Raw genomic sequence first — 24,835 nt, 5'->3', positions numbered from 1 at the left:
AGGATGCCGACCTCGACGGAACGCCGGACGAGCGCGAGCCTCACCGCTTCGTCCAGCTCGGTTGGCAGGTCGCCCGGCCGAAAGCCGTCCTGTCCGATCACGAATGCCACGCTCCGCCCGCGCCGCGATGCACGTAGAGGTGGCCGCCGGGATAGGCGACGTCGATCATGTCGGCGCTGGCGCTCACATGGCAAAAAACGAGCGGCCGGCGGCGCGACAACGTGTCGGAGTGGATCGCGGGCTTGGCGAACAGGTCGGCCGCCGCCAGCGCGCCGACCGCGCGCGCGGAGCGGCGACGTAGCGCCTGATCGAGGAAGCCGGAAGCGCCTGCGGCATGGTGCAGCGCTGCGATCGCCTCCGCCACGCGATCGCGCGTGCGTTCGAGCGTCGACTGCTCATGCGCGGCGTCCAAGTCGCCGATCAACGTACCTCGTAGCGCGCGCTCTTCCTCGGTCAGCTCGTCGAGTGCGGCCACGACCGCGTCGCGTAACGTCAGAGGCGTGAAGCCGAGCGCGACGTGGATCGATTCGCCGTCGGCGTCGACGGTGTGCGGCAGGCCGCGCGGCAGGTAGAGTATGTCGCCAGACATCACTGTCGCGACGACCGGACCCTTGCCGAGCGCGGGCGGCGCGCCGGGAATGCGCTTCCATGGCGTGCACAGCGGGGACGGGCCGCGCGCCAGCCGCCACGTCTTCGTGCCGCGAAGCTGCACGGCGAGGATGTCGTGCTCGTCATAGTGGCCGGGCGCCGAGAGCCGCCCCCGACTCCAGAAGGCCGACGCGGTGACGGGCTGGTGGAGCAGCATCTCCAGCGCGCGCGCGACGCTATCGAGCGGCGCCGACAGCGGCCGGAGCGTCGGGAAGCGCACCGAGTAGCCGAGCGCGTGGAGCGACCCGACTTAGGCGCGGAAACCCGCGTCGTCGCTTGGCGGACCGGCCGGCGGCGGACCCGAAGGGTGGACGGCTTGAAAGGTCAGCGGCTCGGCGAGACGCCCGTGCGCGCCGAGCAGCAGTTCGGCGGGCTCGGGACTGAGCAGCGCGGCGCGGGGCGCGCCGCCGCCGGGGATCACGACCGGGGCGCCGCGAGGCAGCGCCGCCATCAGCTCAGCGTAGCTGAGCGGGCGGACCAGCGCCGCGATCTCGTCGCGCGCCTCGCGTGCGTTCACCCGCGCGGGCCCGCGCCGGGCGGCACCGGCTCGTGCTCAGCCATCGCCGGGCTCTCGCCGACGAAGCGCCGCGACGACGAGCTTGCCAGCCTGCGCGCCGCCACCTGCGCCAGGATGATACGCTTCCCTTCGTCGTCCGCGGACGGCCAGCGAGCGATCTCGTCGAGCGTGCGGGCGCAGCCCCGGCACCGGCCACTTGACGGGTCGAGCGCGCAGACGCCGGTGCAGGGGGACGGGATCATACCGGACCGAGAACCCCGGAGCGCCCGGAAGTCTCCTTCCGCGCGCCCGTCCGTGGTCGAGCGTGTCAGGCCGAGTAGTACATGTCGTACTCGACCGGGCTGGGCGTCATCTCCCAGCGCGCGACCTCGGCCCGCTTGATCTCGACATAGGCCTCGATCTGGTCGGTCGAGAACACGCCGCCCTTGATGAGGAAGTCGTGGTCCGCTTCCAGGCTGTCCAGCGCCTCGCGCAGAGAGCCGCAGACGGTGGGCACGTCGGCCAGCTCGGCGGGCGGCAGGTCGTAGAGATTCTTGTCCATCGCCTCGCCGGGATGGATGCGGTTCTCGATGCCGTCGAGGCCCGCCATCAGCAGCGCGGCATAGGCCAGGTACGGGTTCGCCATCGCGTCCGGGAAACGAATCTCCACGCGCTTGGCCTTGGCACCGGTGCCGTAGGGAATGCGGCACGAGGCCGAGCGGTTGCGCGACGAGTAGGCGAGGAGGACGGGCGCCTCGTAGCCCGGCACCAGCCGCTTGTAGCTGTTGGTCGATGGGTTGGTGAAGGCGTTCACCGCCTTGGCGTGCTTGATGATGCCGCCGATGAAGTAGAGGCACATGTCCGACAGGCCGGCATAGCCGTCGCCCGCGAACAGCGGCTTGCCGCCATCCCAGATCGAGATGTGCGTGTGCATCCCCGATCCGTTGTCCTCCTTGATCGGCTTGGGCATGAACGTCGCGGTCTTGCCGTAAGCGTGCGCGACCTGGTGCACGACATATTTGTAGATCTGCATGCGGTCGGCGGTCGTCACCAGCGTGCCGAAGGTGAGGCCCAGCTCGTGCTGCGCGGCCGCCACCTCGTGATGGTGCTTGTCCATCGGCAGGCCCATCTCGAGCATCGTCGAGACCATCTCGCCGCGGATGTCGACGGCGGAATCCACCGGCGCCACCGGGAAGTAGCCGCCCTTGGCGCGGGGGCGGTGCCCCATGTTGCCGCCGTCATATTCGCGGCCGGTGTTGCCGGGCAGCTCGATGTCGTCGATCTTGTAGTAGCTCGTCGAGTAGCTGTTCTCGAAGCGCACGTCGTCGAACATGAAGAACTCGGCCTCGGGGCCGACATACACGGTGTCACCGATGCCGGTGGATTGGAGGAAGGACTCGGCGCGCTTGGCGGTGGAGCGCGGATCGCGGCTGTAGAGCTCGCCCGTCGAGGGTTCCACGATGTCGCACACCAGGATCAGCATCGGCGTCGCCGAGAACGGATCGATCCACACCGCGTCCAGATCCGGCTTCAGGATCATGTCGCTCTCGTTGATCGCCTTCCAGCCCTCGATCGAGGAGCCGTCGAACATGAAGCCGTCGGTCAGCTCGTCCTCGCCGACGACGTTCTCGCACATCGTCAGGTGCTGCCACTTGCCCTTGGGATCGGTGAAGCGGAGATCCACCCATTGGATCTCCTTGTCCTTGATCATTTCGAGGACGTCGGACGCCTTATTCGCCATGTCGGGATGCCCCTTTTCCGCTGAGTTCGCGTGTCTCGTCAGATCGCCTCGGCGCCGCGCTCGCCGGTGCGGATGCGCACGGCGGTGTCGACGGGGAGGACGAAGATCTTGCCGTCGCCGATGCGCCCGGTCTGCGCCGCCTGCTGGATCGCCTCCACGACGCGCTCGGCGAGACTGTCCTCGACAACCACCTCCAGCTTCACCTTGGGCAGGAAGTCGACGACATATTCGGCGCCGCGATACAGCTCGGTGTGGCCCTTCTGCCGGCCGAAGCCCTTCGCCTCGGTGACGGTGATGCCCGAGACGCCGACCTCGTGTAGCGCCTCCTTCACCTCGTCGAGCTTGAAGGGCTTGATGATCGCCTCGATCTTCTTCATCGCCTGTCCATCATCCCCCGTCGCGTGCGCCGCGTGGCCGAATATCACCCCGACGCGGAGCATAGTCGCGAGCGGATGAAGGCGGCAAGCGCACGCGCCGCGTCGCAGCACGCGCATCCGGCCTTTGCCCGCGCGACGGGCAGAAATCGTCATGCCTGCCCAAGTTTCGGGCAGCACGTGCCACGCCGCCGCCCTGCCGTCGCCGCAATCGTCATCGATACGGGGTAGGATGGCGACGACGGACCCGCACGCGATTCTGCTCTGCGCCGGGCTCGGCTCGCGGCTGCTGCCGCTGACGGCGGACCGGCCGAAATGCCTAATCGAGGTCGGCGGGCGCACCATCCTGGAGCATCAGCTCGCCGCGCTCCGCGACGCGGGCGTCGCCCGGGCGACCATCGTCGGTGGCTACCGCTTCGATCGGCTGGCGGCGTTCCTGGGCGAGCGCTGGCCCGATCCGGCGGAGCGGCCGGCGCTGGTCTTCAACCCCTTCTACGCGATCTCCAGCTCGATCGGCAGCGTGTGGGCGGCGCGGCACCTGCTCGACGACGCCTTCTGCTTGCTCAACGGCGATACGGTCTACGATCCCGCGCTCGTCGCCGACGGGCTGGCGCGGGCGGGTGAGGGCGTCGGGTTGTTCGTCGAGCCGGTGGTAACGGCGGAGCCCGACGACATGCTGGCGCGCGTCGATGGCGGGCGCGTGGTCGCGGTGGGCAAGGGGCTGCCGTCCAGCCTCGCGCGGCACCGCTCGCTGGGCTTCGTGACGGCGGGTAAGGGGAGCGGCTACGCCGCCGCGCTCGCGCAGGTGATCGCGGGCGTCGACGGCGCGCAGGCCTTCCACCACGCCGTCGTCGATCGGATCGCGCACGAGGGGCGCGTCGCCGCCATCGCCTTCGCAGGCGGATCGTGGACCGAGATCGACCGGCCCGAGGACATCGCGCGCTGGGGTGGGGCGGAGCCCCCCAGGACGATGTCTGCCTCCGCCGCACGGTAGCGCAAGTTCGGAAATGACGCGCGGGCCGAGCGCCGGTAAGGCGCCTCCATGCCGTCCCGCATCGCCTTCCTGTTCCTCGGCGAGACGCTGCTGATCCCGCACCTCTATCCCGTCATGGAGGCGCTGGCGCGTCGCGGCGCGGGCGTCGCGATCGACTGCTGGGTGGCGACGGGCGTGCACGAGCGGCTGATCGCGGGCTGGCTCGCCGATGCCGGCTTGGCGCGGCATGTCCGGCTCCGCCGCGCGCCGGGATGGCGCGCGCTTTCCCATCTGCGCCATGGCGAGAACCCGCCGCTGGGCTCCAAGCTACCGATGCTGCTGCGGCTCGCGCCCCGCCTCCTTTCCGCGCGCATCGTCGTCTGCGCCGAGCAGACCAGTCTGTGGCTGCCGCGCGCGTTCCCGTTCCTGTCAATGCGCTTCGTCAAGACCTCGCACGGCGTCGGATCGATGAGCGCGCGCGACGATCCCCGCCGCCGCGCCGCCTACCGGATGCTGGTGCCGAGCGAGCTGGAGCGCGCGACCTACCTCGATCGCGGCTTCGCGCCGGAGCGGGTAATCGCCACCGGCTACGTCAAGTCGGCGTTCCGGCCGGCGGCGCGGGCACGCCCGTTCGACGGCTCCAGGCCGGTGCTCGTCTACGCGCCGCACTGGCAGCGCCACCGCTCGTCCTGGTGGGCGTGGGGGCGCGAGATCGTGGCGATGCTCGCCGCACAGGATCGCTTCGACGTCATCCTCGCGCCCCACCAGCGCCTCGCCGAGCGCGATCCCGCCTCGCGCGCTGTGCTGGCGGCCGCCGCCGGCCGGCACGTCCACATAGCCGGCGACGATTTCAACCGCGTCGACGGGACGCACATGGCGGCGGCCGATCTCTACCTCGGCGACACGTCGAGCCAGATCGTCGAGTATCTGGCGAACCCGCGCCCGTGCGTGTTCCTGAACCCCGGACGGGTCGACTGGCGCGCCACCGACGATCATGACTTCTGGGCATGCGGCGAGGTGGTCGACCGGCTCGAAGCGCTGTTCGACGCCCTCGCGCGGGCGGTCGTCGAGCATCCCCGCTACGTCGACCTCCAGCGCGCCTACGCCGTCGCCTCGCTGGGCGTCACCGGTTCGCGCGCCGCCGAGAACGCCGCGGACGCGGTGCTGGCGGCGCTGGCATGAGGGCGGAGTGGCTGCACCCGGCGACGTTGCGCGACGCTACCGTCGCGCAGCGCGAGATCGCGGAAGCGTGCGAGCAGGCGGATCGCTTCGACGCGCACGCGCCGGTGGCGGGCGCGGACACCTCGTCCAAGTGGCGCGACGCGCGCGGGCCGATCCACGCCGCGATCGCGCCCGTCGGCGCGCCCGCCGCCACCGCGAGCGCGATCCCGCCTTTCCCCTACGTTCCCGGTTATCTCGGCTTCCGCGAGGCGCCCGCGCTGGTGGAAGCGTGGGAGCGGCTGGCGGCGAAGCCCGGCCTGCTGCTCGTCGACGGCCACGGCCGCGCGCACCCGCGCCGCTGCGGCATCGCGGTGCATCTCGGCGTGCTGCTCGACGTGCCCGCGGTCGGCATCGGCAAGTCGCTGCTGTGCGGCGAGGTCGAGGGCCTGCTCGGCGAGGAGCCCGGCAGCACCGCACCGCTCGTCGATCGCGGCGAGGTCGTCGCGATGGCGGTGCGGACACGCGCCCGCGGGCAGCCGGTCTATGTCGGTGTCGGCCATCGCATCTCGCTCGACACGGCGGTCGCGCGGGTGCTCGCGCTGGCGGAGGGAAGGCGCCTGCCGTTCCCGATCAGGCTCGCCCACGACGCCGCCAATGCCACGCGCCGCGCCTACGAGGCGGATCAGGCGTAGGGCGGCCGATCCAGCCCGGCCGGGCTCTCGGTGAAGATCTGGCAGCCGTCGTCGGTAATGCCCACCGAATGCTCGAACTGCGCGGAGAGCGACTTGTCGCGCGTCACCGCCGTCCACCCGTCCTCCAGCATCTTCACGTCGGGGCGGCCGATGTTGATCATCGGCTCGATCGTGAAGATCATGCCGGGCTTGAGCTCCACGCCGGTGCCGGGCTTGCCGATATGGACGACCTCAGGTGCGTCGTGGAAGACGCGGCCGACGCCGTGGCCGCAGAAATCGCGGACGACGCCGTAGCGGTGCCGCTCGGCATGACGCTGGATGGCGTGCGCCACGTCGCCCATGCGGTTGCCCGGCCGCGCCTGCTCGATGCCCAGCATCAGGCATTCGTACGTCACGTCGACCAGCCGACGCGCCTTCAGGGAGACGTCGCCGACCAGATACATGCGGCTCGAATCTCCGTGCCAGCCGTCGAGCACCGGCGTCACGTCGATGTTGACGATGTCGCCGTCCTTCAGTGTCTTGGGGCTGGGGATGCCGTGGCACACGACGTGATTGATCGAGATGCAGGACGAGTGAGTGTAGCCCCGGTAGCCGAGCGTGCCGGGGAAGGCACCGGCCTTCGCCGTCTCGTCGCGCACGATGTCGTCGAGCGTCTGGGTGACGGCACCGGGAACGACGTGCGGCGCCAGCAGATCGAGGATCTGCGCGGCCAGCGCGCCCGCGCGCGCCATGCCCTCGAATGCGTCCGCATCGTAGAGCTTGATCGCGCCATCGCGCTCGATCACATCGCCGGCGGCGACCGGAACATACTGGGTCATGGCCGCGCATATAGCGCGGCTCCCGACCCTTCGCTATGGTGGGCAGCGATGGACGGGACTCGGATCTGGCGGGCGGCGCTGGTCGTGATCGGCGACGAGATCCTGTCGGGCCGCACGCAGGATCGCAACGTCGGGCAGGTCGCGAGTTGGCTCAACGTGCAGGGCATCCGCCTGGCCGAGGTGCGCGTCGTCGCCGACGACATGGCGGCGATCGCCGAGGCGGTGACGACGCTCTCCGCACGCAACGACTATCTCTTCACCACCGGCGGCATCGGCCCGACCCACGACGACATCACCGTTGATGCGATCGCCGCCGCCTTCGACCTGGAAGTCGAGGTCAACGCGCGCGCGCGCGACATTCTCGGAAGCTATTACGAGACGCGCGGCGGCCTCACCGAGGCGCGGCTGCGCATGGCGCGCGTTCCCGAAGGTGCCAGCCTGATCGAGAACCGCGTGTCCGGCGCGCCCGGCATTCGACTAAACAATATCTTCGTCATGGCGGGCGTGCCCAATATCGCCGCGCAGATGCTCGACGCGCTGACCGGCACGCTGGAGGGCGGCGCGCCGCTCGTCTCGCGCACGCTGGGCTGCTGGGTGGCGGAGAGCGAGGTCGCGGACCTGCTGCGCGAGGCGGAGCGGCAACACGAAGGCTGCCAGGTCGGCAGCTATCCCTTCTTCCGCGAGGGGCGGGTGGGCGCCAATTTCGTCGTGCGCTCGACGGAGGCGGACCGGCTCGACGCGTGCGTGGAGGCTCTGGCCACGGGTTTGCGCGCGGCGGGCTACGAGGCGGTGGACGGGGGGATCTAGGCCGCCCGCTCACGCAGCCGGCGGCTTGCCCCAGTTCATCACGCCGGCGCGCGCCTCCTGCACGAAGCGCGATTTCTTCACGCCCCACAGGAACAGCCCGCCGATGATCCGGCCGACCAGCCGCATCGGCCGGCGGAACTGGATCAGCAGCACCACACGCGTCTGATCGGTGTCGTTCCGGACCTCGTGCGGATAGCAATCGTCGAAGACGAAGGCGCGCCCGGGCGTCCACGTCACCGGCTCGCCCGCCACCCACATGCGGCAATCCTCGGCGCGGTCGGGCACGACGAGGCCGAGATGGCAGGTGAGGAACGCCTTGGTGACGCCGGTGTGGAGCGGGATGTGCGTGCCCGGCGCCAGCACCGAGAACAACGCGGAGTTGAGCCCCGGCACCCGCTTCACCAGCTGCGCCGTCCGAGGGCAGCGGCGGACATTCTCGTCCACCGTATAGCCGTAGCCCGAGAGGAAGAAGGACCGCCACTTCCCCGCTGGCGCGATGCGGCGGTGATCGGGGCTGATCTCGGCGAGCGGCGGGATCAGCTCCGGATCGCGGCAGACCTCGGCGGCTTCGGCGGCGATGTCGCGCCAGTTGGCCTCGATCGTCTCGATCCACGGGAAAGCGGAACGATCGGGAAAGACGGGATCGCCGATCGCGGAGGCGCGGGCGACGACGCTGTTCACCCACGGTTGGACGCGTTTGCCGATGCGCATCACGAGCGGCTTGGCCGGCACCAGATCCTTGCTCGGCGGCGCGTCCGCCGCCGGACCCGCGACCGCCTTCCCGTGCTGCAATGCGACCTCCTGAATGCCGGATGCCGCCCGATAGCAGCCGCAGCACCGCTGGCCAGCGCAAATCCGCCGGCCCGCCGACCCGCGCACGATTGGGCAACGCGCGGTTAATCACTATGCCATAACGCGGTGCTGCCATCGAGGGGTGACCGTGCGCGAGACCGCAAAGCCGAGCGACGCCGTGCACGTCGAGCTGCTCGCCAGCGTCTTCGCGACGAGTGTGCCCACGACCGTCATGAGCCTGTTGTTCGCGGGCGTCGGCGCCGTCGCGACGCTGAGGATCGGCGACATGCTCGTGGCGCTGCTCTACGGTGCCGGGCTGGTCGCGTCCGCCGCGCGGCTAGGTGTCGCGGTCCGCTGCCGCCCGCGCTTCCGCGACGCATGGCCGAGCCCCCAGTCGGCGCGGCGCATCGAACGCCTGTTCGGCGTCACCTACGTCGCCTTCGCCGTGCTGCTCGGCGCCTTCGCGGCGCGGGTGCTGTGGCTCGGCGCCCAGCGGCTCGAAACCGTGGTGGTCGCGCTGATCGTCGGCTACGCCGCAGGCGTTTCGACCGGAGTGGCGTTGCGCCCACGCATCGGCATCGCGGCGATGCTCTGCGGGGTGGTGCCCGTCATCGCGATCGCCTTTGTGTCCGGGGGAGCGGAGGGGCCGACGCTCGCGATCACGCTCGTCGGGCTGCTCGGCGGCGGCATCCGCAGCACGCTGGTGCGCTATCGGGCATCGCTGGCGGAGATCGCGGAGCGGCATCTGTCCGCGAGCCAGGCGCGAAGCGATCCGCTGACCGGCCTGCCCAACCGGCTGGCGCTCGCCGAGCATCTCGACGCCGCTCGCGCGTCGGGCGCGCCGACGGCGATCTGCTGCATCGACCTCGACGACTTCAAGCCGATCAACGATCGTCACGGGCACGCCGTCGGCGACGGCGTGTTGTGCGAAGCGGCCGAGCGGCTGCGCGGGCTGGCCGGCGCGGGGGACCTCGCGGCGCGCGTCGGCGGCGACGAGTTCGTGTTCGTCGGACTCTGGGCGGCGAGCGAGGAGGACCGGCGCGCGCTGGCGCGGCGTGTCGCCGTCGCCATGGGCCAGCCCTACTTCGTCGACGGCCGCTGGGTGCCCGTCGGCGCCAGCGTCGGCGTGGCCATGCTCGATCCCGCCGATCATCCCGAACAGGCGATCGCGCGCGCCGACCGCGCGCTCTACGACGCCAAGCGCGTCTCACGGGAGCGCGCGAGAGAGCAGGGCCCGGCCGACGACACGCCAGTCCGGCTCCGTCACAATGGCTTAGCTTCGGGGCGGAAGCGGTTGGCTGTCCCGGCAGATAGCGGGGATCTAGGTAGATCAGCGCCTTCGGCGTCTTGAACGCGCTCCGCGAAAACGGGGAATTCGTGACATGCGACGCATGCCAGGGCTGGAGGATGGTCCCGGCCTCCTCCGCGGTCGAGCGGCGCTCGCCGACGCCATCGGGATCAACGTCCACGTGCTGCGGCAGGAAATCGCGGCGAAGCGGCCAATCCGGGACAACGAGACACGCCTCGCGGCAAGCGCGGTCTCCGCGCAACGCCAACGATTTTAGGGGGGCCGTCTTCGACGCCGATACGGTTCGCCTCGAGCAGCTCGGCGGAGACGCCGGGCTTGCTTGAACCCTCCTTATGTGTGATCGCCCTCGAATGGACGAAAGCGTGGCCGGAATGGTCTAGCCGCGCCCGAAACGGGCCCGTTGCACCAAGCGTGTAGCCGGAGGCGGGCCCGAGGAAGTGGGGGCGAAGGGAGAGCGGCGATGTATGACAAGGCGAGCCCGGAGGTCTTTCACGATTTCGACATTTACGATCTCGAAGCTCATGCTGGCGACTTCTTCGATGCTTGGCTGTGCCTGCAGGGTCGGGACATCGTCTGGACTCCCAGGAACGGCGGTCATTGGATCGCGACGAGTGGCGCCACGATAGAAGCGCTGTTTGGTGAGCCCGCCCTGTCCAACGCCATCTTATCCGTCCCGCGCGAATATACCGAGCACATGGGTTTCCTGCCGCTGCAAGCGGACGCGCCCGTTCATGCAGGGTATCGCAAGCCGGTCATGCAGGCGCTGCTCCCTAAGTACATCATGGCTCTCGAGCCGATCATCCGGGAAAGCGCCCGCGCGCTCATCGAAGACATCCGGATCAAAGGCGCGTGCGACTTCGTGACCGACTTCGCCGAAGTGCTGCCGATCGACACCTTCCTAACGCTCGCCGGATTTCCCACGGAGGATCGTCCGATGTTGCGGGAGCTCGGCGAGCAACTCAACCGGCCGGACGGCACCGTCACGCCGGAGCAGTTGATGGCGATGGCCGACGACTATCTCAGGCCGCACGTGCTTGCCCGACTGGAGGCGCCGGGCCGCGACCTGCTCAGCATCATCCTCGCCGCCGGGGTGGCCGGGCGCCCCTGGCAGCCCGACGAGGCGATGCGGCTCGCCCGCAACCTGCTGTTCGGCGGGCTCGACACCGTCGCCGCGCTGCTCGGCTTCGTCTTCAACCATCTGGTCGACAGCCGGGAGCAGCGAGAAGCGCTGGCAAGCGACCCCAAGCTCGCGCCGAAGGCCGCGCTAGAGCTTACCCGCCGCTTCGCATCGGCGTTGACCACGCGGGTCGCGACTGCCGACATCGTCGCCGCCGACGTCCAGATCATGGCCGGCGACCTCGTGCTGCTGCCGCCGCTGCTGTACAATCTGGATCCGCGCTGCTTCGATCGCCCGCTGGAGGTGGATTTTAACCGCGACGCGACCCGCCACCTGGGGATGGGATCCGGCGCGCATCGGTGCGTCGGCGCCAATCTCGTGCAGCTCGAACTCCTCATCGTGCTCGAGGAGTGGTTTCGGGTATTGCCCAATTTCACGCGCACGGTCGGCCAGCCGACGCGGATGCGGGGCGGCGGAGTGGGATCGATGGCGACCCTGCCGCTCACCATGTCCAACCGCGCATGATGAGGGGCGAGCGCACTAAGCCTGCAAGCCTTCATGGATGGTCCACCCTCGCCACCCTGCAGGCTGACGCCGTACCGAGGAAGAGCTAACCGTGATCGAAGCGCCCGCCGCCGTGCCGAGATCTGCCTTGGCAAGAACAGCTGCGGCCTGAGCGCCTCGTTAGGACGGGCTACGCTGGCGGGCGAGTGGATGCGCCGGTTGAGCGTGCGTGCTCATCCTGGCGTCGTGCTGCTGGCTCGCGCCGCGAAGCTGGCGCGCATCGCTCAGCCCGGATCCACGCGTGGATGCAGCTTCGATCATCGGGCTCCGGGCAATGCTGGGGCCATTGATGGAAGGCGACAAGCGCCGGTGAGTGGATCCCGGGGTGCGGTCATGGCAGGACGGCGGATCTCATGGCAGCCGGCGGGCGCTCCGAGAAGCCGTTTGACCGCGCGTCTCGCCGGGGCGTTGAGATGATGCTCATCCTCTTCACTGCCCACTCCGTCGCGCGGCGCGTGCTCACGCCGGCGATCCTGGCCTTCAAGGACTATGTTCCTGGATTTCAGCGGGGAAAGTAGCGTCCGGCCACGACTCCGGACATGGAGCTGAGCGTGCAGCGGGGGGTCTCGGGTACGCGATCACGCCAGCCGTTGCCAAATGTGGCGCGCGCCGAGTCGCTCATGCCGATCGGGACAGGTGCGTAGTTTCTAATTGACGCTGCTGCCATCGAACAGCACATTTCAGGTGCTTCGGGGAGAGTGACCATGCGTTATTTTGATCATGCAGAAACCCTGCCGCTATTCAAGCGGATGGTTGATCATGTCGAACGCGGCGAACCTACTTTGGCTTCCGATGTTCTCAAGATCCCGGTGAGTGACTATTTGGATGTCGATCGCTGGGAAAGGGAAGTGGACGAGATATTCCGGCGAAAGCCCATGATCCTCGCAGTGACTGGTGAGTTGCGCGAACCGGGAAGCTATCGCGCGATGACCATCGCTGGCGTGCCGATCTTACTAACCCGGCTGCGCACGGGCGAGGTCCGATTATTTGTTAATGCCTGCCGCCATCGCGGAGTACCCGTCGTCGCCGAGGGGAGCGGACGGGCGAACCGCTTTACCTGTGTGTATCATGCTTGGACCTATGCGCCGGACGGGAAGCTGATAGCCGTTCCGGAACAAGAGACCTTCGGAGATTTCGACCGAAACTGCTACGGGCTTACGGCGCTTGCTGTTGAAGAGCGTGGGGGCTTAATCTGGGGTGTCCTGACCCCGGGCATCCCGCTCGAGTTGGATGAGTGGCTTGGTGAAATGACGCCCGTGCTGGCGAAGCTAGACCTCACTGACTTTGAAGTATTCGACCGAGCCGAGTTGGAGGGAAAAAACTGGAAGCTGACTTGGGAGGGCTATATCGAGACATACCATTTCGCCAGCCTTCATAAGAACAGCTTCGCAAGCTTCGTCGTGCCCAATCGAGGTATGTTCGATGCATTCGGTCGTCACATGCGGCTCTGTGTGCCGATGAGGGGGATCGCCGACTTTCAGCCTAAGAACGAAGAAGATGAGAGTACCGGGCAGTTCATCGGGCATGCGCTCATGGTTTTCCCTAGTACAGAGATCACGTTAGGCTATGTTCCGGGCGACGAACCTCTCATCCGCACGCTCTTTGCTCAGGTGACCCCCGGTACTTCGCTCGGAACTTCCCAAACGACCCTGCGCATCCTCGTTAATAAGGATGTGCGGGGCACCCCTTTAGAGGAAGAAATGACGCGATGGTCGGAGGAGAACTTTACCACAGTGCGTGAGGAAGATTACCCCGTCGTCGGGACTATCCAAAACACGCTCCGCTCGGGCGCAAATGAAAGTTTTCTTATCGGTCGCAACGAGATCGGTATCCAGCATTTCCACGCGGAAGTGAACGCCATCCTCGACAAGGCCAAAGGTCGGGAAGAGTCGCGCGTTTGAACATACTGATCAATACCATAGTACAAGTTGGAAACAGCCTCTACTGTCCGCTGTAGGAGTGCCGGTGCACCAACATGGAAGATGGCTTGTGCGAGAGTTCACCGTAAGGTTCACTTTACTGGAGTTGGCGCTGTTTGGACTAGCGGAAGAAAACGTCAAAAACCGTCGTCGATCCTCGTGTGTCGGGTTGGGCTCACGCAGGTTGATTGATCGATCCAGAACGATGATCCCATTGTTTCTGGCGAGGCCTCCGCGACCAACGCGCGGATGTGCCGCTCGACATGGCGAACTTAATTGGCCCTAACGACCCGACAGCGTTCAACGATGGCGGCATCCGCTAGCGACCTTGGCACGATCCGCTCCACCATCCCAATGCCGAGGTGTGGAACAGCGGTCGCAGCCCTGCTGGGAAAGGCCGTCCGCATGGATCGCAGTGATCTGCCCCATGGTCGCGGACCGCCGGTTCTCGAAGATCCGGGCAGCCACATTTGACTAGCCGCCGCCGGCGCACCTCGACGCCTTTGGCGCGCGCTCCGCGGCGGATGGTCTCGAGCGAGCGGTGGGTCGTGCCGGCGGCCGATCGCGAGACGGCCGACCGAGCCGCTGTTAGCGAAGACGCGGGCGACGAGGGGAAGCGCTGGTGCCTTTTAGCGGCAGCTTGCCGCCGTCGCGGTCCTGGACGTCGGGCCACGGACAGCGATGGTGCGCCGCTGACCGTCCGTGTCGATAAGGATGTGGCGCTTGGCCCGTTGACTTTCTGGCCCGCGGCCTAGCGCTCGTCGACCCCTTCTGGTCTAGTGCGAACCGGTCGGCTGTCGCGGATCGCTGCGTCTCGGCCGCAACGCTCGCGGTCGGCATAGCGAGCGCATCGAAGCCGCTCTCAAGGCGGTGCTACGACACCGGTCGGATTGACGCGCCGCGGGCCTGATAGCGCCGATGATGCCGGCTGCGCGCGTCGGAGCACGGCCGCGCCAGACGACCATGCCGTTCCACTCCGCGCAGCCGAGACCGTCGGAACGATGAAGTACGCCTCCCGGCATCAGCGAGACATCGACGTTCACGTGCCGGCGGCGCTCCGATGCCCATGCCCGGATGGGGCTATGATCGCCGGCCTTGAAAGCCGACGCTGACGATGAGAAGCGGTATGAGCGCGCAGAGCCTGGCAGAAGGAACCCATGAATGGCCATGATCCAGCAGTACGACCTTGTCGCATCGCCGGGGCGGGAGGAGGCGCTTCGCCGAGCGTTGGCGGAACTGGCCGACGCCGTCCGCGAGCAGCACGGATGTTCGAGCGCTGAGGTGTTTGTCGACGTGTCCGCCCCCGCCCGGTTCCTGTTTGTCGAGGAATGGGAGTCACGATCCGACCAGACAGCCGCGGGGCAGCGATTGGGGCGGGAGGCGTTCGCCCCCGTGCTCGCCGAGACGTCGTCCAAGCCGGCCGTTCGCGTGCTGACGCCCGAAGCCTGAAGGCGAGCGTCGATCCGATCTCGCGCGAGACGTGCGACCTGACGAACGCCGTCGGCACTCACAACGGATCATGCTCTGAGCTCGACCTTCCGTGTGTTCCGGTCGGCGAGTCGATCTTGATGGTGATTGCTTCCGGGAGACGGGCGCATCGCCACGGCGGCCGGCTGAGCGCCGCGAAGCCACCGCTGCGATCGGCTGGAAGGCTGTCTACGCGTTTGGCCCCGGCATTGACGGTTCACCATCCGTACGCGAGTGGACGGGGGCGCTATGAGCCAGCTTCCACACAGGAGCGTGCGGGGTCACAAAGCCGGAGCACGTCCCTCGGGACAGGTTCAGGTGCCCTTAGTCCTCGCGGATGGTCGGTAGCGCGATGCGGGCCTGCCTCCCGCCCTAAACGCTGCGGATGAAGTCGAGTACCGACTGCCCGCTCGACAGGCATGCGCCACCCAACCGTCCGGCCCAGTAACTTTCCGTACCCTCGCTGAGGCGCCATCGATGCAGGCTGCGGGTATAGAGCTGAAGGTCGAACTCCGCAGTGATGCCGATCGCACCATGTACCGCATGCGCGATGGCGGCGACGCGATGGGCGGCAACGCTCGCGACTTGCTTGGTGATGGCGGTCGCTTCGAGCGTCGGGACCAATCCGCTCGCGAAGCCGATCTGCGCCGCCATCCGTGCCATGACGATCTGCTCGGCAAGCTCGGCGAGCTGCTGCTGAACAGCCTGATAGCGGCCGATCGGCTTGCCGAACTGCGCCCGCGTGCCGGCATAGCTGATCGTGAGGCGACCGACCTCGTCCGCGGCGCCGGCGATCATCGCAGCACGGATAGCGGCAATGATCGGCCGGAGCCCAGCAGGAGGCCCGGAGAAGCGAAAGGGCATAGTCGTCGCGGTCGTGCTGCGAAGGATACCTGCGCCGCCTTCGGTCGGCTCGATTGCGACTTCCGGCGATCCGCTGATCGCTACGAGGGTCAGCCCTCCTTCAAGTTCGACGAGCGCGTGCTCCGCGTGCGTGATCCCCTCGGTCGAGCCGGTCCGCCAGCCGTCCGCCTCGGGATGCGCGATCGCCAATGCGATCGCCCCCGCTGGAACCTCGCCGCCGGCGCTGGCGATGAGAGCGCGAGCGATCATCGTCTCGGCGACCGGCAGCGGCACCAGCCGCCGTCCAAGCGCGCCGAAGAGCGCCGGCGCCGCGCTTGCCGGCAGCATCGGGTTGCCCTCCGCATCGGGAACGAAGGCGTCGATGTAGCCGGACTCCTCGATCTTCCGCCACAGTTCGTCGCCAGATGCGCCCTTCTCGATGGCGCGCAGCTGCCCGATCGGCGCTACCTCCTCAAGCAGGCGAACGAACGGATCGAGGTAGAGATCGATTTCCATCAGCGTAGTCCCAGCTCGCGGGCGATGATGCCGCGGAGTATCTCGCGCGTCCCGCCACGCAGCGAGAAACTCGGCGCGATCTGCGTGAGGTAGGTGAGGGTGCGGCGCAGCTCTGGATCGATTGGCTCGTCCGGGCGACTGCCCAAGTCGTCGGCGATAAGCCGCGGCACCGCCTGTTCGAAGCTTGTTCCCAGATCCTTGACCAGCGACGCCTCGATCGCCGGGCTCTCTCCCTTTTCAAGCAGCGACGTCACCGCGATCGACAGCGCACGCAGTGTCGCAAGCTCCGCCGTCAGCGAACCCAGCAGCGTCATCGGGGCCGCGTCGCGATGGCCGTTGCGGATCAGGTGACGGCGCCACGCTTCGAGCAACGCCATGCTGGAATAGATGCGTTCGGGGCCGCTGCGCTCGAACGCGAGTTCCGTCGTCACCTGCTGCCAGCCGTCGCCTTCCTGCCCGATCAGCGCGTCGGGCGGGAGCAGCACGTCATCGAAGAACACCTCCGCGAAGTCCTCTTCGCCATTCAGGTCGGTGATCGGGCGGATGGTGATGCCAGGCGCGCGGAGATCAACGAGCAACTGCGACAGGCCGACATGGCGATCCTTCGGCGTGCCGCTCGTGCGGACCAGCGCGATCATGTAGTCGTCGTTGTGCGCCTGGGTGGTCCAGATCTTCTGCCCGCTGAGCCGCCAACCCTCGTCCGTTCGGCGCGCCGACGTGGCCACGCTCGCGAGGTCGGAGCCCGATCCGGGTTCGCTCATCCCGATGCAGAAGAAACTTTCGCCGCGGCAGATGCGGGGGAGATGCTCCAGCCGCTGCGCTTCGGTGCCGTAGTGCAGGATGAGCGCGGCGCTCTGTCGGTCGGCGATCCAATGCGCTGCGACCGGCGCGCCGGCCGCCAGCAGCTCCTCCGTAACCACGAACCGTGCGAACGCGCCGAGCCCGCGCCCGCCATAAAGCTCGGGAAGCGTCAGCCCGATCCATCCCGCCTCGCCGAGCAACTTGCTGAAAGCGGCGTCGAAACCGATCCAAGAGCGTGCCCGCGCATTAGCGGGCACGCCGGCCAGCGCTTCCTCGATAAGCGCGCGAACCGGGGCGCGGAGCGCTTCGTCCTGTTCAGGAATTGCGGTGAGCGCCAATGTATCGAACATCGTCGGGTCCTGCTCTCAGGGAAAACGCCTCCAGCGGCGCGCACTGGCGCTCGCCGCGTCGGCAGCACAAAAGATTCTTCTCGGTATCATGACTCCGTAGCCGCGGTTTCGCTGCGGGTCCATCCCAGCCGCCGTTCGCCGCTTCAGGGTTTCTCGGATCGGCGGCGTAGCGCGCCGCGAAAGTCGGGATGGGCAACATCCGTGATCGCGGCGGAGAGGCGCCGACCGTCCAGCCCACGCAGCCGTGCGACCCCGTGTTCGGTGACGAGATAGTCGATCCGGCCCGGCGGCAGGGTCACCGGCGAATCGAAATCGAGGCGAGCGAGGATCCGGCTTGTGCTACCGTCCTTCGATGTCGAGCGGACGGCTACGATGCTGCGGCCGTCAGGCGCTACGGTAGCGCCTGCGGCGAAATCCGGCAGGCCTCCGGGTGCCGAGATGATCCGGCCGTCGACATGTTCGGCGTTGACGGCGCCCGTCAGGTCGACCTCGAGCGCTCCGTTGATCGCGGTCAGCCGCTCGATGCCGGCGAGACGGACAGGATCGTGGGTGAGCGCGCAGGATTGAAAGGAGAAGCGTCGATCGTCGTGCAGCGCGGCGTAGAACTCGGCTGAGCCGGCGGCCATGGTGGCGACCGACAGACCGCGGAACGAAGTCTTGCCTGCGTTGGTGATGACGCCGCTGTCGATGAGCGGCATGACCGCATCGGTCACGATGCCGCTGTGCAGACCAAGGTCACGACGATGGCCAAGCCGTGCGAGCACCAGGTCGGGCAGCGAACCGATCCCGATCTGGAGCACGTCGCCGTCCTCGATCAGACCGGCGACGTGATCGGCAATGCGGTGATCGATAGGATCGCCCGACGCGGTCGGCTCAACCGTCTGCACGGGCGCCGATCCATCGACATGATAGTCGATCTGATCGGACGTGACGAAGCAGTCGCCCTGCGTGCGCGGATAAGCCGAATTGATCAGGGCTACCACCAGTGGACGGCGCGCCAGCACCGCCGGCATATAATCGACGGACAGGCCGAGCGACATGCGGCCACTGGAGTCGGGCTCGGACACTTGCAGGAGCAGCATGTCGACCCCCGCCGCGCCCGATTCGAACAGGTCGGGCAGGCGCGACAGCCGCTCCCGGACCAACGTCGCGCCGTTGCGGTTCAGCGCCGACCGCAGCGCCTTGCCAGGGAAGAAGGTGCGCACGTCGAGCTGTGCGCGCCTGTTTGCGAGAGCGTAGCGCGCTTGCCCCATTGGCATCATCGTCGTCAGCGAGACGCCGTCCAGCGCATCGATGTGATCGGCCAGGGTGGCGGTAAAGGGGAGAGGCTCGCCGCACCCTGAGTGAAGGACGAGACGGCTACGCGGCTGGATCAGCTCGATGATAGCCTCGGGCCCGGCAAGTCGCTTCACCGATCGCGGACTTTCGCCTCGCAAGCGTTCAGGACGAGCACGTCGCGCTCGACGGCACGCAGACGAAACGGGATGCGATCTTCTTCGCGCCACGCCTCGACGCGCAGCGTCTCGCCCGGAAAGACCGGGCTGGTGAAACGGACGGCCATGCTGGTCAACCGGTCGGCGTCGCCGTAGCAGAACAGATCGACAAGTCCCTTGGCAGCCACGCCCATGCTGCACAGCCCATGCAGGATCGGCTTATCGAATCCGGCGGCGGCGGCGACGGCCGGGTCAGCGTGAATGGGATTGGAGTCGCCGTTGAGGCGATACAGCAGGGCTCCCTGGGGCAGGGTCGTCAATGCGGTCATGTAGCCAGGCTCGCCTTCGGGCATCGGCGCCGCTGGCGCCGGCTTCCGGCCGAAGCTGCCGCAACCGCCGTCACCGCGCATCACCGTCGTCGAGCCGATCCGACTGATTACGTCGCCGGTCCGTTCATTGAACAAGGTCTTCTCGAGGAAGAGGATCGCACCCCGTTCAGGACCCTTGTCGTCGACGCCGGTCACGCGATACTCCGCGCGTATCTCGCCTTCCGGCGGCAGTGGCTGGAGCATCTCGATCGATTGGCCGCCGTGCAGGATGCGGACCCAGTCAATCCCGAACTTTGGGTCTTGATACCAGAAGCCTGGATGTCCGAGGACGCAGGCCTGGGTGGGCAGCGTCTTGAGGTCGCGCTCGTAGGTGTAGCGCAGGTCCTCGGCTCGCAAAGGGTCGGTTGAGCAGCCAACGCTGAGCGCGTAGAGGATGCTGTCCTTTATGGAATAGTTCTGCCGTTGTACCGGAAAAGCGTGCTCGACGAGCAACTCGACGTTCATGAAGGTCTCCGGCTGTCCGGCCCGCGATCCCATACGAGCGTCGCGAGCATGGCTGGTGAGAAACCGTTAAGTTGGTCCAGGCGCCCTTCGGGCATCTGGTCGGCCCTGTCCGCGTGGCGATCATCGCGCGGCCGACCGCTACCGGATCGACGTCGACACGATCCAATCGACCGATCAAGTTGCCGAAACCAGCGGTTTGGGGCAGATCGAGATGGCGTCTACAGATAATCCAGCCGACATGCCAAAGCTGGGGCGCCATCGCAGCGCTGGTGGCCTGCGCGGTATCCGGCACCTCACGCAAGCACGGGAGCCATGACAGTCCGGCGCATGGGGATCGTTGCTGGCCGACGGTGGCGCGATGCCCGATGCTCAAGTCCACGCCTCCTTTGGCGCGACCGCCGTCGTAGAGATTTGCCACGTCGACTGGCACGCCGCTAGGGGCGGAGGACCGGCCTATCGGCGACACCACCATCCGGTTGCGGACCTTGAGCGACTTCATCCCGTGTCGGGTACAAGGCAGGCCGTCGTCGGACATCCGGCGGTGATCTCTCGTTCATAGCGGAGCCGCCCAGGCGGCTCAGGCGAGCGGGAATCTCAGACGATCTCGCCGATTACCGTTCCAATCTCGAAAGTCTCGCCAGCCGCCTTGTGGATGGTGAGCGTGCCCGAGGCCGGGCTCTCGACCTCGGTTGACGACTTGTCGCTCTCAAGCAAGTACAACGGAGCTCCCGCCTCGACAGGCTCGCCATCGGCGACCAACCATTCGGCGATGGTGCCCTCGGTCATGGAGAAGCCGAGCTTCGGCAAGATCACCTCGGTGCTCATCTCAATCTCCGATCAATTGGCCAAGACGGTGCGGATCGCCTGCTCGAGATCGGCTTGGCTGTACAGATAGCCCATCTCAAGCGGTTTCGAATAGGGGACCGGGCAGTCCTTCGAGCCAATCCGCTGCACCGGCGCCTTCAGTTCCCGCCAGAGCCTCTCGTGCAGTCGCGACGAGATTTCGGCGCCGACGCCGAAGGAGCGCACCGCCTCGTGCGCGACAACCGCGCGGCCGGTCTTTGCGACCGACGCGTAGACCGTGTCCCAGTCGATCGGCGATACCGTGCGCAGATCGATCACCTCGCAGTTCACGCCTTGGCTCGCCAGCCGCTCGGCCACTACCAGGAAGTCGATCGCCGAGCGGCTGTAGCCGATAAGCGAGACATCGCTACCCTCGCGCGCCACCCGTGCTTTGCCCAGCGGGATAGCCTGGCCGCGTACCGGCGCCTCGCCCGGGGTCCAGTGATTGGGCAGGAGTTCGATGAAAATCACCGGATCGTCGTCGCGGATGCTCGACAGCATCAGGCCGTAAGCGTCGGCCGGTGTGGACGGCGCGACCACCTTGATCCCCGGCGTGTGGCAGAACCACGCTTCCAGGAAATCCGAATGTTGCCCGCCGTTCGACATTCCGGCGCCCGTCATCATCCGGATCACCAGGGGAACGCTGGTCTGGCCGCCCGACATGAAGCGGATCTTCGCCGCATGGTTGGTAATCTGATCCATGCAGACGGCGGTGAAGTTCATCAGCATGATCTCGACCACCGGCCGCATGCCGGCGATCGCGGCACCAACGCCGGCGCCGACGAAGCCCATCTCCGAGATAGGCGTCGACCGGCATCGATTGCCGTATTTGGACGAGAGGCCCGCGCTGATATGGATGACGCCGCCGCCTTCGGGATCGGCGACATCCTCGCCGAACACGATGACGTTCGGATCGGCCTCCATCGCATCGTGCAGCGCCCAGTTCAGCGCTTGGATGGTGGTGACCATATTACCTTTAGGCTGGGGGGTTTTCACGTTGCCTCCTCAGGCCCTAGCTTCGCCATAGACGTCGCGCTCGAGCTCGACGACCTCCGGGAACGGGCTCTCGCGCGCGAAAAGCACCGCCTCCTCCACTTCCGCCGCGATCTCGGCGTCCATCGCGTCCAGCGTCGCCGCATCGGCGTGGCCCTGCTCGATCAGGAGGGCGCGGAAGCGAGGATAGGGATCCTCCGCCTTGGCGCGGGCAAACTCCTCCTTGGGTATGTAGTCGCCCGAGTCGCCGATCACGTGCCCGTTGAAGCGGAACGTCACCGCCTCGATAAGCGTCGGGCCGTCGCCGGCACGTGCTCGCGCGATCGCCTCACGCACCGCCCCGTGGACCGCGACCGGATCGTTGCCGTCGACGCGTACCCCCGGTATGCTGTAGCTGGCGGCGCGGTCCGCGATGCGCTCGATCGCTGTTCCGGTCCTTAGCGGCGTGTGTTCTGCATAGAGATTGTTCTGGCAGACGAAGATCACGGGGAGCTGCCAAACCGCGGCGAGGTTCAGCGATTCATGGAACGCACCGATATTCGACGCGCCGTCGCCGAAATTAGCGATCGTCACGCGCCCGTCGCCACGTATCTGGCTTGCCAAGCCCAATCCGCACGCGATCGGCATGCTCGCGCCGACCACGCCCGTGGTGACCATGCAGCCGCTGGCGGGATGCGTGATGTGCATCGGGCCGCCTTTGCCCTTGCAGGTGCCGGTCGCCTTGCCCGCGATCTCGGCCCATAGCAGCTTGGGCGGCACGCCCTTGCCGAGAAGATCGTGAACGCCGCGATAGATTGTAACGACATAGTCGTCGTGGTTGAGGTTCACGCTCACCGCCGCCGGAATGCACTCCTGCCCGCGCGCAGAATAGTAGGGCATCGAGAGGCGCCCGGCCCTAAGCTCCGCAATGAAGCGGTCGTCGTTCCGCTTGATAACCGTCATCTTGCGATACATGTCGACCATGGTCGAGGCATCTGGCTGAACCTTGCCCATTTACGATTCTCAGACCTCTCATGCCCGACGGAATGGCTGCGGCCGGCCACTACCTCATACGCTGTAGTATGCAAGCCTACCAGTCTCGTCAACTTTGCGAATCGCGCAGTCGCAGGTGCCTTTGCGCGCCAGCGCGAAGCTGGCGCGGCTCACCGAAAGGTGGTCGCCGACCTTGAAGCGGCTTGCATTTACGAGAGCGCGTATTCGGCGCAATCCGAAGCCGGCGAACGTCGTGGAGCGAGCCGCAGGCGGAGTGTCTTCCCGCGCCAAGGCTTGCATCCGGACCACTGGGCTGGAGTTCGACCCGGTGAACTCGCGAGTGGGTTCGTCCGGAGTTCGTCATACGTCGCAAACGAGCGACAAATCCGTCGGTGCTAAGGTGCCGATGCGGTTTCTGCTTCTCGTTGCGTCATTTCCCAAGCCTTCGGCATTTGCCACGCGTTTGGGCTGTCATCGGCTGGGCTGTCATCGGCTGGCTGCCGCATATGGCGCAAAGGCCGCTTCGAGGCATTTACGGGAACTCTCCGACAAGTGATCTTATAAGAACCTTCCTACAAACCGTCTCGTCGTTTCACCGGGGAGTATGCGGCAGCGATCGGATTATGATACGAACATCCTACTGAGTCGGATTGATGGTGCGGAGGGGTGTGAGGATGATTTCTGCGACGCTCGGCGGGCATGCCGGTCTCACCGTCGGCAATAGCGGCATCCATGGTGTCGCACGTCATTGCGGGGCTTGAGCCGGTGTCGACGGTGGCGAGGCGCCCCAGGCGAGCGGTTGACCGCGACAGCCAGTTCTTCGCGGAAGGGCTGACGCGTGGTCTGATTCTCATCCAGCGCTGCGGTGGCTGCGGGCGGCTGCGCCATCCGCCGCAGCCGATCTGCTCGCACTGTCGTTCGTTCGAGTGGGACACGGTGGAGGCGTCAGGCCGTGGCAGCATCTACACGTTCGCGGTGCACCACGCACCTCCGCTGCCGGGATTTTCGATCCCCTTCGTGATCGTTCTGGTTGAGCTGGAGGAGGGCGTGCGGATGATCGGCGACCTGGTCGGCAACTCCACCGATGCCGCTTTGAAGATCGGTGCGCCGGTCACCGCAGCGATTATGGCGGACGAGGGCGATAACATGCTGCTGGTGCGCTGGCGGCTCGATGGAGCGACGGCATGACGAATTTCGTAGGCCGCACCGCCATCGCAGGCGTTGGGGCGACGGCGTTCAGCAAGAACTCGGGTGTTTCCGAACTGCAGCTGGTGATCGAGGCCATCATGGCGGCGGTGGCCGATGCCGGGCTGGAACTCGACGAAGTCGACGGGCTGGTCACCTTCGACCTTGAGACCAACACGCAGATCGAGGTGGCGCACGCGCTGGGCCTCAAGGATGTGCGGTTCTTCAGCGTTACGCCGTTCGGTGGCGGTGGGGCGTGCGCGGTGGTCATGCATGCTGCCCTCGCGGTGGCGTCGGGGGTGGCCGAGACTGTGGTCTGCTACCGAGCGTTCAACGAGCGATCTGGCCAACGGTTTGGAACCGGACAGACGCTGCCGCCGCCCGGCCCCCATCCTTCCAGCAAGGAGGTAAGTTGGAGTTGGGGAGCGCCGCACGGACTGCTCACGCCCGCCGCGCTGGTGGCGATGGTGGCGCAACGCTACTGCTACGAGCATGGCGTCACCAGCGAGGACTTTGGCCGCGTTTCGGTGATCGACCGGGCCAACGCTGCGACCAATCCAAAAGCCTGGTTCCACGATCGGCCGATCACGCTTGCCGATCATCAGGCCTCACCGTGGATTGTCGAGCCGCTTCACCTGCTCGACTGCTGCCAAGAGAGCGACGGCGGGGTCGCCTTGGTCGTCACCAGCGTCGAGCGGGCGCGCAAGCGGGGCGGTCGGACGGCCGTAATCAAGGCGGCGGCGCAGGGGCTCGGGCCTCAGCAGGGTTTGATGGTCAGCTACTCGCGCGAATATCTTACCCGCATGCCCGAGATCGGCATCGTCGCGCGCCAGCTCTGGGCGCAATCGGGGTTGACCCACGACGATATCGACGTGCTCATGCTTTATGACCACTTCACGCCTTACGTGCTCATCCAGCTTGAGGAGCTGGGGTTCTGCGGTTATGGCGAAGCTGCGATGCTTCTGGCGAGCGGCGCGCTGAACCTTGATGGGCGCTGGCCGCTTAATCCGAATGGCGGTCTGCTCGGAGAAGCTTACATCCACGGCTTCAACACCGTCGCCGAGGGGGTGCGGCAGGTTCGCGGCGAAGCGGTCAACCAAGTCAAGGATGCCGCCAACGTGATCGTCACCGCGGGCACGGGCATACCGACGAGCGGCATGATTCTCGGCGTTGAGTGAAGTCGAAGAA

The 24,835-nt window shown here is 66.9% G+C and carries 24 protein-coding genes; 10 read left to right on the top strand and 14 right to left on the bottom strand.

The features are described from left to right. Nucleotides 1–97: 97 nt before the first annotated feature. The 5 genes from ACOFKX_RS03985 to ACOFKX_RS03965 all read right to left on the bottom strand — a co-directional run bounded on the left by ACOFKX_RS03985 (nucleotide 98) and on the right by ACOFKX_RS03965 (nucleotide 3,262). Nucleotides 98–868, bottom strand: coding sequence for a JmjC domain-containing protein (locus ACOFKX_RS03985; protein WP_419825787.1), 771 nt, complete (start codon nucleotides 866–868; stop codon nucleotides 98–100). A gap of 30 nt (nucleotides 869–898) precedes the next feature. After that, nucleotides 899–1,165 carry a hypothetical protein gene (locus ACOFKX_RS03980; RefSeq protein WP_419825786.1) on the bottom strand — a complete coding sequence of 89 codons (267 nt, stop codon included), beginning with the start codon at nucleotides 1,163–1,165 and terminating at the stop codon, nucleotides 899–901. Next, complete coding sequence (locus tag ACOFKX_RS03975) at nucleotides 1,162–1,407, bottom strand: DUF1289 domain-containing protein (RefSeq protein ID WP_419825785.1); 246 nt, start codon at nucleotides 1,405–1,407, stop codon at nucleotides 1,162–1,164. Before ACOFKX_RS03975 ends, ACOFKX_RS03980 begins: the two co-directional genes overlap by 4 nt. A gap of 65 nt (nucleotides 1,408–1,472) precedes the next feature. Further along, nucleotides 1,473–2,885, bottom strand: a complete 1,413-nt coding sequence (gene glnA, locus ACOFKX_RS03970; protein WP_419825784.1) for a type I glutamate--ammonia ligase — start codon at nucleotides 2,883–2,885, stop codon at nucleotides 1,473–1,475. A 38-nt stretch (nucleotides 2,886–2,923) separates the two neighbouring features. After that, a complete protein-coding gene (locus ACOFKX_RS03965) occupies nucleotides 2,924–3,262 on the bottom strand; it encodes a P-II family nitrogen regulator (RefSeq protein WP_419825783.1) in 339 nt (112 codons plus the stop codon). Between the two features lie 229 nt (nucleotides 3,263–3,491). Here ACOFKX_RS03965 and ACOFKX_RS03960 point away from each other — a divergent pair, with 229 nt between their 5' ends. The 3 genes from ACOFKX_RS03960 to ACOFKX_RS03950 are packed head-to-tail and all read left to right on the top strand — an operon-like array spanning nucleotide 3,492 to nucleotide 6,085. Continuing rightward, on the top strand, nucleotides 3,492–4,253 hold the full coding sequence (locus tag ACOFKX_RS03960; RefSeq protein ID WP_419825782.1) for an NTP transferase domain-containing protein: 762 nt from the start codon (nucleotides 3,492–3,494) through the stop codon (nucleotides 4,251–4,253). A 48-nt stretch (nucleotides 4,254–4,301) separates the two neighbouring features. Continuing rightward, nucleotides 4,302–5,414: a hypothetical protein gene (locus ACOFKX_RS03955; RefSeq protein ID WP_419825781.1), complete on the top strand. Its 1,113-nt coding sequence runs from the start codon at nucleotides 4,302–4,304 to the stop codon at nucleotides 5,412–5,414. Next, complete coding sequence (locus ACOFKX_RS03950) at nucleotides 5,411–6,085, top strand: endonuclease V (RefSeq protein WP_419825780.1); 675 nt, start codon at nucleotides 5,411–5,413, stop codon at nucleotides 6,083–6,085. Before ACOFKX_RS03955 ends, ACOFKX_RS03950 begins: the two co-directional genes overlap by 4 nt. Here ACOFKX_RS03950 and map read toward each other — a convergent pair. Beyond that, nucleotides 6,076–6,903, bottom strand: coding sequence for a type I methionyl aminopeptidase (gene map, locus ACOFKX_RS03945; RefSeq protein WP_419825779.1), 828 nt, complete (start codon nucleotides 6,901–6,903; stop codon nucleotides 6,076–6,078). The genes ACOFKX_RS03950 and map overlap by 10 nt on opposite strands. A gap of 48 nt (nucleotides 6,904–6,951) precedes the next feature. On the opposite strand from map, the gene ACOFKX_RS03940 reads away from it, so the two are divergent. Then, the gene (locus ACOFKX_RS03940; protein ID WP_419825778.1) at nucleotides 6,952–7,710 is read left to right on the top strand and encodes a competence/damage-inducible protein A; all 759 of its coding nucleotides are present in this window, start codon (nucleotides 6,952–6,954) and stop codon (nucleotides 7,708–7,710) included. Between the two features lie 9 nt (nucleotides 7,711–7,719). Here ACOFKX_RS03940 and ACOFKX_RS03935 read toward each other — a convergent pair whose 3' ends face one another. Beyond that, nucleotides 7,720–8,502, bottom strand: a complete 783-nt coding sequence (locus ACOFKX_RS03935) for an aspartyl/asparaginyl beta-hydroxylase domain-containing protein (RefSeq protein WP_419825777.1) — start codon at nucleotides 8,500–8,502, stop codon at nucleotides 7,720–7,722. Between the two features lie 148 nt (nucleotides 8,503–8,650). On the opposite strand from ACOFKX_RS03935, the gene ACOFKX_RS03930 reads away from it, so the two are divergent. The 4 genes from ACOFKX_RS03930 (at nucleotide 8,651) to ACOFKX_RS03915 (ending at nucleotide 14,860) form a co-directional block, all read left to right on the top strand. Further along, complete coding sequence (locus ACOFKX_RS03930) at nucleotides 8,651–9,853, top strand: diguanylate cyclase domain-containing protein (protein WP_419825776.1); 1,203 nt, start codon at nucleotides 8,651–8,653, stop codon at nucleotides 9,851–9,853. Between the two features lie 418 nt (nucleotides 9,854–10,271). After that, entirely contained in the window at nucleotides 10,272–11,453 is a 1,182-nt protein-coding gene (locus ACOFKX_RS03925; RefSeq protein ID WP_419825775.1) for a cytochrome P450, read from the top strand. Nucleotides 11,454–12,196: 743 nt separating this feature from the next. Then, nucleotides 12,197–13,393, top strand: coding sequence for an aromatic ring-hydroxylating oxygenase subunit alpha (locus tag ACOFKX_RS03920; protein WP_419825774.1), 1,197 nt, complete (start codon nucleotides 12,197–12,199; stop codon nucleotides 13,391–13,393). Nucleotides 13,394–14,572: 1,179 nt separating this feature from the next. Continuing rightward, nucleotides 14,573–14,860, top strand: a complete 288-nt coding sequence (locus ACOFKX_RS03915; RefSeq protein ID WP_419825773.1) for a putative quinol monooxygenase — start codon at nucleotides 14,573–14,575, stop codon at nucleotides 14,858–14,860. A 390-nt stretch (nucleotides 14,861–15,250) separates the two neighbouring features. Here ACOFKX_RS03915 and ACOFKX_RS03910 read toward each other — a convergent pair whose 3' ends face one another. The 7 genes from ACOFKX_RS03910 to ACOFKX_RS03880 form a co-directional block, all read right to left on the bottom strand. Continuing rightward, a complete protein-coding gene (locus ACOFKX_RS03910; RefSeq protein WP_419825772.1) occupies nucleotides 15,251–16,237 on the bottom strand; it encodes an acyl-CoA dehydrogenase family protein in 987 nt (328 codons plus the stop codon). Next, on the bottom strand, nucleotides 16,237–17,388 hold the full coding sequence (locus ACOFKX_RS03905; RefSeq protein WP_419825771.1) for an acyl-CoA dehydrogenase family protein: 1,152 nt from the start codon (nucleotides 17,386–17,388) through the stop codon (nucleotides 16,237–16,239). Before ACOFKX_RS03905 ends, ACOFKX_RS03910 begins: the two co-directional genes overlap by 1 nt. 143 nt (nucleotides 17,389–17,531) lie before the next feature. Continuing rightward, complete coding sequence (locus tag ACOFKX_RS03900) at nucleotides 17,532–18,800, bottom strand: acetyl-CoA hydrolase/transferase family protein (protein ID WP_419825770.1); 1,269 nt, start codon at nucleotides 18,798–18,800, stop codon at nucleotides 17,532–17,534. Further along, on the bottom strand, nucleotides 18,797–19,654 hold the full coding sequence (locus tag ACOFKX_RS03895; protein ID WP_419825769.1) for a MaoC/PaaZ C-terminal domain-containing protein: 858 nt from the start codon (nucleotides 19,652–19,654) through the stop codon (nucleotides 18,797–18,799). Before ACOFKX_RS03895 ends, ACOFKX_RS03900 begins: the two co-directional genes overlap by 4 nt. Nucleotides 19,655–20,248: 594 nt before the next feature. After that, nucleotides 20,249–20,479 carry a biotin/lipoyl-containing protein gene (locus ACOFKX_RS03890; RefSeq protein WP_419825768.1) on the bottom strand — a complete coding sequence of 77 codons (231 nt, stop codon included), beginning with the start codon at nucleotides 20,477–20,479 and terminating at the stop codon, nucleotides 20,249–20,251. 12 nt (nucleotides 20,480–20,491) lie between these two features. After that, the gene (locus ACOFKX_RS03885; RefSeq protein ID WP_419827337.1) at nucleotides 20,492–21,466 is read right to left on the bottom strand and encodes an alpha-ketoacid dehydrogenase subunit beta; all 975 of its coding nucleotides are present in this window, start codon (nucleotides 21,464–21,466) and stop codon (nucleotides 20,492–20,494) included. A gap of 36 nt (nucleotides 21,467–21,502) precedes the next feature. Next, entirely contained in the window at nucleotides 21,503–22,432 is a 930-nt protein-coding gene (locus ACOFKX_RS03880) for a thiamine pyrophosphate-dependent dehydrogenase E1 component subunit alpha (protein WP_419825767.1), read from the bottom strand. 762 nt (nucleotides 22,433–23,194) lie between these two features. Between ACOFKX_RS03880 and ACOFKX_RS03875 the strand changes: the two genes are divergently transcribed. Both ACOFKX_RS03875 and ACOFKX_RS03870 read left to right on the top strand, forming a co-directional pair. Next, nucleotides 23,195–23,650, top strand: a complete 456-nt coding sequence (locus ACOFKX_RS03875) for a Zn-ribbon domain-containing OB-fold protein (protein ID WP_419825766.1) — start codon at nucleotides 23,195–23,197, stop codon at nucleotides 23,648–23,650. Next, on the top strand, nucleotides 23,647–24,825 hold the full coding sequence (locus ACOFKX_RS03870; RefSeq protein ID WP_419825765.1) for a lipid-transfer protein: 1,179 nt from the start codon (nucleotides 23,647–23,649) through the stop codon (nucleotides 24,823–24,825). Before ACOFKX_RS03875 ends, ACOFKX_RS03870 begins: the two co-directional genes overlap by 4 nt. Nucleotides 24,826–24,835: the final 10 nt, after the last annotated feature.

Source organism: Sphingomonas sp., assembly GCF_965200105.1.
GTDB lineage: Bacteria > Pseudomonadota > Alphaproteobacteria > Sphingomonadales > Sphingomonadaceae > Solisphingomonas.
Note: the sequence above shows the minus strand (reverse complement) of the source record. Positions and strands in the feature narration are given on the sequence as shown.